At 72.3% G+C, this 12,082-nt stretch carries 5 protein-coding genes; 3 read left to right on the plus strand and 2 right to left on the minus strand.

The features are described 5' to 3' along the window. The first annotated feature begins 744 nt into the window (after nt 1-744). Together IEZ13_RS25110 and IEZ13_RS25115 are read left to right on the plus strand one after the other, a co-directional pair. A complete protein-coding gene (locus IEZ13_RS25110; RefSeq protein WP_183222156.1) occupies nt 745-2,346 on the plus strand; it encodes an MFS transporter in 1,602 nt (533 codons plus the stop codon). Between the two features lie 157 nt (nt 2,347-2,503). Beyond that, the gene (locus IEZ13_RS25115; RefSeq protein WP_183222157.1) at nt 2,504-3,307 is read left to right on the plus strand and encodes an SAM-dependent methyltransferase; all 804 of its coding nucleotides are present in this window, start codon (nt 2,504-2,506) and stop codon (nt 3,305-3,307) included. A 2-nt stretch (nt 3,308-3,309) separates the two neighbouring features. On the opposite strand, the gene IEZ13_RS25120 is transcribed toward IEZ13_RS25115, so the two are convergent. Both IEZ13_RS25120 and IEZ13_RS25125 read right to left on the minus strand, forming a co-directional pair. Further along, nucleotides 3,310-5,205, minus strand: coding sequence for a putative bifunctional diguanylate cyclase/phosphodiesterase (locus IEZ13_RS25120; protein WP_183222158.1), 1,896 nt, complete (start codon nt 5,203-5,205; stop codon nt 3,310-3,312). Then, entirely contained in the window at nt 5,202-9,965 is a 4,764-nt protein-coding gene (locus tag IEZ13_RS25125; RefSeq protein WP_183222159.1) for a diguanylate cyclase, read from the minus strand. The genes IEZ13_RS25120 and IEZ13_RS25125 overlap by 4 nt, the downstream gene beginning before the upstream one ends. 1,586 nt (nt 9,966-11,551) lie before the next feature. Here IEZ13_RS25125 and IEZ13_RS46775 point away from each other — a divergent pair. Then, on the plus strand, nt 11,552-11,920 hold the full coding sequence (locus tag IEZ13_RS46775) for a hypothetical protein (RefSeq protein WP_229795001.1): 369 nt from the start codon (nt 11,552-11,554) through the stop codon (nt 11,918-11,920). Nucleotides 11,921-12,082: the final 162 nt, after the last annotated feature.

A 12,082-nucleotide genomic window follows, 5' to 3' on the forward strand; every position in this document is an offset into this window, starting at 1 on the left:
GGTCGAGAAGCGGATGTGTCAGGCGCCGCTAGTTATCGGCCGCCGCCCGGCCCGCATGAAGGTTCCGCCCGGAGTCAGTCCGCGAGGCGGCCGGCCTTCACGTCGTCGCGGAACGCAGCCCAGGCCACCTGCGGAAACACGAGCGTCCTGCCGCCGGTCCCCCAAGCGGGCCGTACACGTTCGTTCGGGTGGTGGAGGCGGGGGTGGCGGTGCACGTTCGTTCGGGTGGTGGAGGCGGGGGTGGCGGTGCACGTTCGTTCGGGTGGTGGAGGCGGGGGTGGCGGTGCACGTTCGTTCGGGTGGTGGAGGCCGGGGTGGCCGCACACGTTCGTTCGGGCGGTCGAAGCCGGGGCGGCCGCACACGAAAGGCATCGCGTGCGCGGCCGCCGCGGCTGTATGCCACGTCGGTGAACGCGACACTGCCATCGTGTGCGCCCACTCACCCTGGGGAACCGCGGCCATTCGCCCCGGGTGACCGGCGAAACGGCTGGGAGCGGGCAACCCGGGTGACTGGCCGGCAAGACCGTGACTACCCGGCCCAGCGTGACCGAAAGGCGAGCCGGCGAGTGGGATCCGGCTGGACCCGGGCCGGGCAGCGGGCCAGATCGGGTCCGTTGACAGGGCTGTTCCTGAGCGGGTGAGAGGCTCTGGTGGCCAGCCGGGTGGGTGTGACTGGGCTGGATCGGGTTCGGGTCGGCGTACGAAATCGGTTTTCAATAGGGTCTGGCGGGCACCCGGTGCAAGATGGACGGTCAGGTTGCGGTGGCGGTCACGCCGGTGAGGCGGCAGTGGAGTACGGCGCTGGTGCTCGCCGGGGCGATGTTCCTCGTGCTGTTCGACAGCCTGGCGGTGGCGACGGCGCTGCCGGCCATCGGGGACGAGTTCGGGCTTGCGCCGGGGCGGTTGCAATGGGTGGTGACGCTCTACTCGCTCAGTATCGGCGGGTTTCTGGTGCTCGGCGGGCGGGTCTGTGACGTGTGGGGGCGCCGCCGGACGATGGTGGCGAGTCTCGGGCTGACCGCCGGTGGGCTGCTGATGTCCGGTGTGGCGCCGGGCGTGGGGCTGCTGCTCGCCGGGCGGGTGATGCAGGGGGTGGGCGCCGCGTTCGCGATTCCGGCGGCGCTGGCTTCGGCGGGGACGCTGTTCCCGGTGGAGCCCTGGCGCAGCCGGGTGTTCTCGGTGGTGGCCTCCGCGGCGAACACGGCGGGCATCGCCGGAGCGGTCGGCGGCGGGCTCATCACATCACTGCTCGGCTGGCGATGGCTGTTTCTGATCGTCGTGCCGGTCGCCGCGACGGCGGCCGTGGTGGCGCTGCGGGTGCTCCCGCCAGACCCTCCGATGGGCGCGCGGCGACGCATGGACGGCGGTGAAGCGGATGGCCCGGCCCGGTCGGATGGCGGTGAAGTGGAGGTCCCGGCCTGGCTGGATGGTGGTGAAGTGGAGGGCTCGGCCCGGTCGGGCGGCGGCCGGCTGGAGGTCCGGTCCTCGTCGGACGGTGCGATCGGGGCGCGGGGCCGGCCGGATGTGGGTGGGGCGGTTCTGGTCACCGGCGGGCTGGTGGCGATCATTCACGGAGCCGGGCAGGCCGGGGACCGTGGGCTCGCCGCCGGCGCTGTTCTGCCGATGATCGCCGGGCTGGTGATGCTCGCGGTGCTCGGCTGGTGGGAGCGGCGGGCCGCCGATCCGCTGATCAAGCCGTCGGTGGTGCGGTCGCGGCGGCTTTCGGCGTGTTCTCTGGCGTTCGCGGCGCATTCGGCGGCCTACTCGGCGGTGGTCGTCGTCGGCAGCCTGGTGTTGCAGGAACGGCACGGCCTGTCGGCCGCGCAGGCCGGCCTCGCTCTCGCGCCGATGCTGGTGGGCGCGCTGATCAGCGCGGTTCCGGCGGGTGCGCTTCTGCGACGGTACGGGACACGCACGGTGGCCGCGACCGCGCTGCTGCTGTGTTCGGCCGCCCTGGCGGCGGCCGCCTCCTGCGCCGACGGCCCGGTGCCGGCGATCGTCGCGTGCCTGGCCGTGTGGGGCCTCTGCGGCGGACCGATCTACGTGGCGCTGACCAGGGCGGCCGTCGTGGACGCGGCACCCGCGGACCGGGGCGTGGCGTCGGCGCTCTTCGAGTCGGCGAGCCACGTGGGCGGGGCGGTAGCGGTGGCCGTCTTCCTGTCGATGATCGGCGCGGGCGCGGGGTACGGCGGAGCGCAGTACCTGGGCGCCGCGACCGGCGCCGTGGCGGTGGCCGTCCTGCTGGCGGTCATGCCCCGGAGCGATCCGAACTGCCCTGCCTCAGGCCCCGAAGCGGGCGCGGCGGCGGCAGATCCTGAAACGGCCCGCACCGGGGATGAGGGGTGATCCGGAGCGGCTCGCACCGGGGACGAGGAGTGATCCGGAGCGGCTCCTACCGACGATGAGGGGTGATCCGGAACGGCTCGGACCGGGGGCGAGGGGTGATCCGGAACGTTGTCCGTCCGGTGTGGACCGGAAAGGAATAGGGCGTATGCTTCCCGCCATGACCGACAGTGACGCGGCCAAGCTCGACACGAGCGTGCCGCACTCGGCCCGGGTGTGGAACTACTGGCTCGGTGGGAAGGACAACTTCCCGGTGGACCGGGCGGTCGGTGACGATTTCGCGAACCTGTACCCGGACATCACCGTGGTGGCGCGGCACTCGCGGGCGTTCCTGAAGCGGGCGGTCACGTTCCTCGTCCAGGAGCGGGGGATCCGCCAGTTCCTGGACATCGGCACCGGCATGCCGACCGCGGAGAACACGCACCAGGTGGCGCAGGCCGCGGCCCCCGAGGCGCGGATCGTCTACGTCGACAACGACCCGTTGGTGCTGGTGCACGCGCGGGCGCTGCTGACCAGCACGTCCGAGGGGAAGACCGACTACGTCGACGCCAACCTGCACGAGCCCGCCGAGATCATCGAGGCGGCGCGGGGCACGCTGAACTTCGACGAGCCGGTCTGTCTCATCCTCATGAACATTCTCGGTCACGTGCCCGATCTTGATCAGGCCGTGTCGATCGTCCGGCAGCTACTCGCGGAGCTGCCGCCGGGCAGCTACTTCCTCACCGCCGACGGAACGAACGTGATCGACGGCCCGGCGTTCGAGGAGGCGATCGGGGTGTGGAACGCGAACGCCCCCCTGTCGTACCACCTGCGCCACCCCGACGAGCTCAGCCGCTTCCTCGAGGGCCTCGAGGTCCTGGAGCCCGGCCTGGTGCCGTGCTCGAAGTGGCGCCCGGCCGCCGACGCCGCCGGTGAGAACCTGCGCGAGGTCGACGAGTTCGGCGCGGTCGCCCGAAAGCCCTGAAGTCACGCCGGCTGCCGCTCCGGCAGACCGGCGGTCAGGTCGGCCGCCGACTGCGGCCGGGCGAAGTGGTAGCCCTGGGCGGTGTCGCAGCCCAGGGCCGCCAGCGCCGCCGCGGTGGCGGCGTCCTCCACACCCTCGGCGACGACCGTGAGACCCAGGTTGTGGGCCAGGTCGACCGACGAGGCGACCAGTGCGCGGCTGCTCGAATCGGTGACCATGTCGGCCACGAACGAGCGGTCGATCTTCAGCTCGTCGACCGGCAGCAGCTTGAGGTACGTCATCGACGAGTAGCCCGTACCGAAATCGTCGATCGAGGTCTTGACCCCGAGGGCGCGCACCCGGTTCAGGGCCTCGATCGTGGTGCTGGGATCGGACATGACCGTGTGTTCGGTGATCTCGATGCCCAGCAGCTCACCGGGCACCCCGGTGGACGCCAGCAGCGCGGCCAGCCGGTCCGGGAAGGACTCGTCGAGCAGGCTGCGGGTGGACAGGTTGACGGCGACCGGGATGCGATGGCCGGCATCCAGCCACTCCCGGGCCTGCTGGAGGGCGATGCTGAGGACCCGCTCGGTGAACGGGTGGATCAGGCTGGTGGTCTCCAGCACCGGTACGAACTGGCCGGGCGGGACCGGGCCGCGGGCCGGGTGGTGCCAGCGGGCCAGCGCCTCGACGCCGATCAGGCCGGCTCCGCCGAGGCCGATCTTGGGCTGGTAGTGGAGGGTGAACTGGGACGCGTCGGTCAGCGCCCGCCGCAGGTCGCCGAGCAGGGTGAGCCGGTCGGCGCTGTCCTGTCCGGACTGTCCGGTGAACCGGCGGTACCCGTCGTGCTGTTCCTTCGCGTCGTGCAGGGCGCTGTCGGCGTTCCCGAGCAGGGTGCTCACGTCGTCGCCGTCGGCCGCCGTGGCCGCGCCGATGCTGATCTCCAGGTCCACGGTGACGTCGTCGAGCTGGAACGGCTCGTCGAAGGCCTCCCGCAGCCGGGCCGCCACGTCCTCGGCCCGGTCCGGGTCCAGGTCGCGCAGCATGATCGCGAACTCGTCGCCGCCGGTCCGGGCCACCATGTCGGTGTCGCGCACCACGGTGGACAGGCGCCGGCCCGCCTCGGCCAGCAGCCGGTCACCGACGTGCGGGCCGAGCTGGTCGTTGACGTGCCGGAAGCCGTTGATGTTGACGGTCAGCACGGTGACGCCGGGCGCGGCTCGGTCGGGCCGGGCGACGACCAGGGCACGCTGGAGCTGCTCGGTGAAGGCGATCCGGTTCGGCAGCCCGGTGAGCAGGTCGGTCGTGGCCATCGTCTCCACCTGGCGGCGGTGCGCGCGGCTGTTCCAGACGAACAGCGCGATCACGACCAGGCTCAGCACGAACGTGAGGATGCCGGCGACGAGCAGCCGCCGGGAGTCGTGGCGGGCGGCGGCCACCCGCTCGTCGTACTCCTGCTGGTAGCGGTTGCGCAGTTCGAGCAGCTTGGCGCCGTTGCGCCGGTAGGTGGGGGCGATCGAGGACTCCAGCGTCTCCCGAGCCTCGGCGATCCTGCCATTGTCCAGCATCGACAGATACCAGGTGATCACCTGGCGCAGGTGGATCTGCCGCTGGACGACGGTCGTCGCCTCCGGGTTGAGCTCGGCGATCCGCAGCGTCGCCTGGTAGGTCTCGGTGTCCGCGCCGAGCACCTGGAGGCGCTCCGCGCTCCGCGGGTTGGCGGCGCTCGCCCGGAGCAGCGACATCTCCCGTGCCGACAGGAACGCGGCCTCCTGGTAGGCCGACACCTGGTCGCCGGCGCGGGCGATGTCCTCGACGATGCGGGCGTGCCGCTGGCTGTCCACCAGGGCCAGCCCGGACAGCAGTGCCAGCGACGCGATCAGGGTGCCGAACATCAGACGGCGGGAACGGTGGTTCACCCGGCCACCACACGGTTGCGCCCGGCGTTCTTGGCCGCGTACAGGGCCTCGTCGGCGAACTTGATGAAGTGCTCGGGCTCCTCGCCGTCGGCTGGGGAGCCGGACGTGACGCCGACGCTGACGGTGACGACGCCTCTGTCGGCGAGCGCGTGCGGCTGCGCCAGCCGGGACACGGCCCGGCAGGCCCGTTCGGCGACGATCATCGCGTTCTCCGGGGAAGCGCCGGGCATCACCATGCAGAACTCCTCGCCGCCGTAGCGGGCCACCAGATCGGTCGTGCGTGCCGAGGCGAGCAGCGCCTCCGCGACCAGCTTGAGGGTGTCGTCGCCGCTCTGATGGCCGTAGTGGTCGTTGTACTTCTTGAAGTAGTCGATGTCGATCATGGCGATGCCGACCGGCTCCCGGGACCGGGCCGCCCGCTGCCACGCCTCGTCCAGGAACATGGTGAGCTTGCGCCGGTTCGGCAGCCCGGTCAGCGGGTCGGTGACGGTGAGCAGCTCCAGCTGGTGGTTGGCCTCGGCCAGTTCCTCGGTGCGTTCGGCGACGGCCCGCTCCAGCGACGCGTAGACCTGCGCGTTCTCCAGCGAGACGGTGAGCTGCCCGGCGATCAGCAGGACCGCGTCGAGCCGGCCGGCCGAGAAGGCGCGACGGCTCAGCCGGTTCTCCAGCACCAGTAGGGCCCGCGGCTGCCCCTGCCCGATGACCGGCACCACCAGCAGCGAGCAGTGGTCCAGTCCGGCCAGGTACGGGTCCCGCCCCACCCGGTCGTCGATGGTCACGTCGTCGACGAGCAACGGTTCCCGGGTGCGCTCGGCGTACCGGATCGCGGTCAGCGGCAGCAGGCCGAGCCGGGCCGCCTGGTCCGCGTCCATCTCCGGCCGGTCGCCGTCACCGGGAAGAACCCATCCACCGGTACGGTCGTCGCGCAGCACCACATGCACGGCGGTGGCCCCGGTCATCGCGCCGAGCACCTGCCGCACCCGCACCCGCAGGGCGTCGAGACTCGTCTCCGAGCTGAGCGCCCGCGCCGCCTCGAGGACCGCCATCAGGTCGATCACCTCGGTGGACAGGCTCAGGCTGTGGCCGCCGCCGAGGGTGGAGGAACGTGTCCCGGAGCCACCAGCGACCGCCGAGCCGAGCGCCGGATGGGTGCGCTTGAGAGCGTGCACCTTCCCGGTGGCGCCCCAGCGTGCGTACCCGGGCAGCGCCTCGGCCAGCAGCCGGGCGCCCACGTGCTCCAGGCCGACGTCCAGATAGAACAGCGCGGCCCGCTCGGTGATCAGCGGCGCGTGCCAGGACCGTCCAGCGGTGGCGGCGTCGGCCATCGCGGCGTCGTACGCGGCCGCCGCCGACGCGAAGTCGCCGTGCGCCGCGGCCCGGGTCGCCTCGGCGAACCGGTACAGGTGCCGGAAGTTGCCCGGCTGCGCGGCGGCGCGGGCGGCCAGGAACGCGACACTGGTGTCCAGCACGGCCAGGGCCTGCTCGCGGTCGGCGCCGGTGGCGGTCCGCGCGGTCACCTCGGCGCCGAGCGCGGCCAGCAGGTGCGCCGGAGCGTGCGGGTAGGCGCCGGGCACGGCGGGCAGCAGCGCCACCGCGGCGGCACCGTGCCGGACCAGCGCCTCGTCGTCGCCGAAGATCGCCGCGTCCAGCGCCCGCACGGTCGAGTAGAACTGTGTGGCCGGCTCGTTGCCGATCAGCGTCTCCAGGTAGGCGTCGTCGAAAGTGGTCTCGCCGCGCATCGTGCCCACCAGGCGGGCCGCGATGACGAACATGAAGGTCTCCGCCCCGGCGCCGATCCGCTCACCGAACGCCAGCGCGTCCCGGGCTTCCCGGTGGACGGACGCCAGGTCGGCCGAGCAGTCCAGCATCTGCGGAACCGACGCGAAGTACGTGTAGAGCGCGGTACGCAGGTCGCCGCCACGCAGCAGCCCGTCGCGAGCCTCGTGCGCCAGCCGCACACCGGCCTCCAGCGGCTCGAACCACGGCACGGTACTCAGCGCGTGCAGGAACCGCACCTGCGAGGTCTCCGGCTCGTGGCCGTGCTCCTCGCCGGCCGCCAGCACCCGGCAGATGGCCTGGTAGGCGGCCCGGTGGTCGCCGCCGCCGGCGATCGTGATCGCACCCAGGTAGCCGAGCGCGCCGGTCAGGGCGGCACAGGTGCCGTGCGCCGACCACAGTTCGCCGGCCTCCACCACGAGCCAGGCCATCGTCGTACGGTCGGCGAAATACGCGGCCGGGACCAGCCGGTTGATCAGGTGGGCGACGGCCAGCAGCCGCGGGTCGGTCAACTCCGGCCGGACGGCTCCGGAGACACCCGGCCCGCCGTGGAAGGCGGCCAGCCCGGCGCCGATCCGTGCGCCCATCGCGGCCGGCTCCGGCACGTCGACGCCGAGCCTGGCGAGCAGGCCGGTGCCGAGCCTCAGGGCGTCGTCGAGCATCCGGCGGTTGGTGAGCGCGCCGATCTGCTCCGCCGCCGGGCGGGCCAGCCAGACCGGGTCGCCGGCGTCCGCGGCGATCTCGGCGAAGACCTGGTCGGCCTCGTCGAACCGGGCGAGCGCGCACAGCACGGCATGACGATCGGCGCGCGTGTCCGCGTACCCCTCGTCGGTCTTGTCGAGAAGACGCAGCGCGACCGAGAGATGCAGCTCGGCCCCCGCATGGTCGGCGACCAGCCGGGCCGACGTGGCGGACCGGCGCAACAGCGCCGCGGCCGACGCCCGCTCGGCGGGATCGGTGAGCAGATCCGCCGCGGCCAGATAGAGCGGCGCGGCGGCCGGGGCCGGGGCGATCCGGCGCGCGAGCGCCAGGCTGAGCCGGGCCCGGGCATCCGGGGAAAGGCGAGCGTACGCGGCCCGGCGCACCCGGTCGTGCCGGAACCGCGCCCGGCCGCCGTCGACCACGACCAGGCCGTCGTCGACCGCCGGCCGCAACGCCGCGGACGCCTCCAGCGAGTCGCCGAGGCAGGCCATCATGTCGACGAGCTCGCGCGCCCGCGGGGGCAGCGCCTCGATCCGGGCGCTGATCAGGGCGACCACGTCGCCGTGGCCGACGAAATCCCGCACCTCGGCCGGATCCCAGCGCCAGCCGCCGTTCTCCGGAACCAGCACACCCTCCCGGCGCAGCGCGTTGACCAGCTCGACGGTGTCGAACGGGTTCCCGCCGGTCCGCTCGGCCAGCACGGCGGCCAGCGGCACCGCGTCCGCCTCGGCAAGGCGCAGCATCCCGGCGATCAGTTCGGCCAGGTCGTCGCCGCCCAGCGGGGAGAGCGCGATCCGGTGCGCCCGCGCCACGAGCGCGGTCAGCGGATGCGTCTCGTCCACCTCCTCCTCCCGGTAGGCGCCCAGCACGAGCAGGCCCGGCAGGTCGCCGGCGTCGAGCACGTCACCGAGGAACGGCAGCGACGGGCCGGACGCCCACTGCAGGTCGTCGAGGAAGAGCACCAGCGGGCGCTCGGCGCTCGCCAGCGCCCGCAGCAGGGTGAGCGCGGCCGTGCGCAGCCGCGCGACCACCACCCGCGGGTCGTCGCCGGACGGCTCCTCCGGCTTCACGGCCAGCAGCGGCCGGAACGACGGCATCATCATGGCGATCAGGCCGCAGTCCGGGCCGAGCGCGGTACGCAGCCGGTCGCGCAACTCGGCGACCACGTCCTCCGGCTCGGCCAGCAGCTGCTCGCCCAGCCGGCCGAACGCCTCCCGGATCCCGCCGCCCAGATCGTGGTGGACCTGGTCGAACCTGCCGGCCACGAACCGGCCCCCGGCCTCGGCCAGCGCGGGGCGCAGCCGATCCACCAGGGCGGTCTTGCCGACCCCGGCAGGCCCGGTGATCAGGGCGAACCGGCCGGCTCCGGCGGTCTCGCCGTCCTCGGCGGCACCGGCGGTCACCCCGGTCAACAGGGTGTGCAGCACGGCCAGCGGCTCGTCCCGGCCGATCAGCCGGGCGGGTGGCGCGAGGCGGATCGGGAAGTCGTGCTCGCCCAGCTCGAACGCGTCCCCGTCCCCGGTGCGGGATCGGACGAGGTCGTGGATCAGGCCCTCGGCGCTCTGGTAGCGCTGCCCCGGCTCCTTGCGCAGCAGTCGCAGGATGATCCGGGACAGAGCGGACGGGATGGCCGGATTCACCCCGTCCGGCGGCATCGGGACACGGGCCAGGTGGTCGTGGATGAGGCTGAGCGGCTCCCGGTCACGGCCGAACGGCGGCTCTCCGGTGGCCAGCTCGTACAGGGTGGCGCCGAAGGCGTACAGGTCGCTGCGGTGGTCGACCGGCCGGCCGGTGCGCCCGGTCTGCTCCGGCGACAGGTAGGGCAGGGTGCCGGCCAGCACCTCGCCCGCCTCCCGGCCCGGGTCCCCGGCCAGCTCGAAGTCGATCAGCGTCGGCCGGCCGTCGTCGTCGACCAGCACGTTCGCCGGGCTCACGTCGCGGTGCACCACGCCACGCCGGTGGATCCCGGCGAGCACGCCGGCCAGGCGGACGGCCAGATCCGTCAGCGCCTCCGGCTCCCACGGCCTTTCCCCATCAGCGAGCGTACGCGCGGCGTCGTCCACCAGCGTCAAGGAGCGCTCGTCCGGCTCCCCGGCCAGCCGCGGGGTCCCCGGGACACCGTCGAGGCGGTGCAGCATCGCGATCTCGTCACGCAGCCGGTCAGCCGCACCAGGCCCGAGCGGCTGCTTGCGAACCACCCGCTCGCCGCCCACCACGTGGACGCGCGAAACACGGGTGCGGTCGCTGTCATGCAGCACTTCTTCCAGGCCGTTGAGAGTCACGAAGTGCGAATCGGCCCGCTACGGCCCCCGCTGAGGCCTGCTACCGCACCGCCACCATTCATCCACCCACCGCCCACCCGGGCTCACCATTTGCGTCCGGCCGGCTCGCTGACTTCATCGCCGGGCCGCGGCGAGGACGATCAGCTCAGTCAAGCCCGCGAAGTCTGTTCTGGGCGGGAATCGGCCCGCAAGGTGGGTGTTGCCGATACGCTTCAGTACGCGGCATCGCCACCGCTTCTGCCTCCACCGCTGCCGCCCCTCCCCAGCCCGAAGGCCATAGCGCACGGCCATGGGACGGGCAGAGTGTGGCTTTCGCTGGGCTTCGAACCGCCCTGCCTGGGCCCTCACGGCTCTCCTGCTTTGGGCCTTGACCAACGGCCACCCCTGAACTTGTGGCCGCGACCCAGCCACGAATCGACAGCTCGCGGGTCAGGTGGCGGCCGCTCCGGAGAAATAGGCCGCGGCGCACAGCTGATGCGGTGCCGGCGCCAGATCAAAACCGAATCGATTCGGAGGCGGCCGTGCCTATTCCTTATCGTCGGCGAAGGGGTTTCTCCATGCAGCAGCGCAAAGGCGGGAATGAATCCAACTTTCCAGCCTTCCTCGGTCGCTCCCGTCGACGACCGATAAGGGCGCTGACCGGGCGTCAGCGTTACGGCGATCGGCTGTGAACCGGCACGGCGGCGGGCAGGGTGTCCCTATCTGCCCATTGTTGGCCGCCGCCTCCTCGATCCGTTCAGGAAGATTGCCGAAAGTGGTCTCCCCGATCCCATTGATTAATGTTCCCCTAGGCCCCGGCTGGCCGAATCGGTGGCTGACGCGGCCGCACGCCGCCGGTTGATGGGCGGTCATGATCGGCAACCTCCCTCGGTGCGGGTCGGAGTCGGCGCCCTCTGCCGGTGTGGGTCGGACTCGGCGCCCTCTGCCGGTGTGGGTTGGAGTCGGCGCCCTCTCCCGGTGTGCGGTTGTGGTGGGCGGGATCGGCAGGTGTGGGTCTGTGGGTGGTGGGTTCGGCCGGTGTGGAGTGGCGGCTGGTGGTTCGGCCGGCGTGAGGTGGTGGCCGCTGCGTTTGACCGGTGCGGTTGTGTTGACGGGTTTGATCGGCCTGGAGTCGTGGCAGGCGGCACGATCGATTGGCTACGTGGTTGGCGCACTTGGGCGGTGGGCCGCTGTCGCCGGAGGGCTTGAGCGGCGGGCGGTTCTGGTCAGGCGGCGGGCCGGCCCGTTCAACGGGGTCGGCGAGTTGATCAGCGTTTTCGTCCGCGGCAGGGCCGGCGGTGGTGACGGTGCCAGCACGCCGGTTCGGTGCGCGGAACTGCTGGACGGAGTCTTCCGGAGCACCCGTGTCTTTGGCGTGTTTGTACAGCTCAGACGCTTGATCTGCGAGTCCTCCGGCCGTGTGGTTCCAGGCTCGCCCCCGGTGTGAGGTGCTCGTCGGCCGGCCAGATAGAGGCTCCACTCGATGGGTATGGAGCTGGATCAGGCCGTCATTGACCGGCTGACCTTGTACTGCCGACCGCTCAACCGCGTGCCTGCCGCTCCGTTCAAGGCCAGGCTGTGCATCGACCGGGCGCGGCGGGGCGGTCGTGCCCAAGCGCGCTGGGGTAACCCTGGCCGGGCACGGTGAAGTGGTCGCGTTCGGCTGCGCTGGGGTGGTCGGGTTCGGGCGCAGCGGGGTGGCCGTGATCGGGTGCGGTGAGGTGCTCGGGTTCGGGCGCAGCGAGGTGGTTGTGTTTGGGTGCAGCGGGGTGGCCGTGATCGGGTGCGGTGAGGCGGTTGTGTTTGGCCGCGCTGAGGCGGTCGCGTTCGGGTGCGGTGAGGTGTTCGTGTTCGTGTTCGGGTGCGGTGAGGTGCTCGTGGCGGGACGCGCTGGGGTGGCCCTCTCCGGTCGGGGCGGGGTGGTTGTGTCCGAACGTTCTCCCGCGCTGCTCGCCGGCGCGCGACCGGCTGACTGAGCTGTCTCGTCGGCGCGGGTGCGGATGCGGCGGAGGCGCTCAGCGTGCCGCCTTCGTAAACCCCATGCGCGATGACGCTCGTGTTCACGACGGAATTGTTCAGCGGCTGGAGAGTGGTTCCGGCGCGCGCTCCAGTCACGCATCTCGGAAGTCTCTTCCTTG

Origin of the sequence: Actinoplanes campanulatus, assembly GCF_014647795.1 — a bacterium.
GTDB classification, from domain to species: domain Bacteria; phylum Actinomycetota; class Actinomycetes; order Mycobacteriales; family Micromonosporaceae; genus Actinoplanes; species Actinoplanes campanulatus.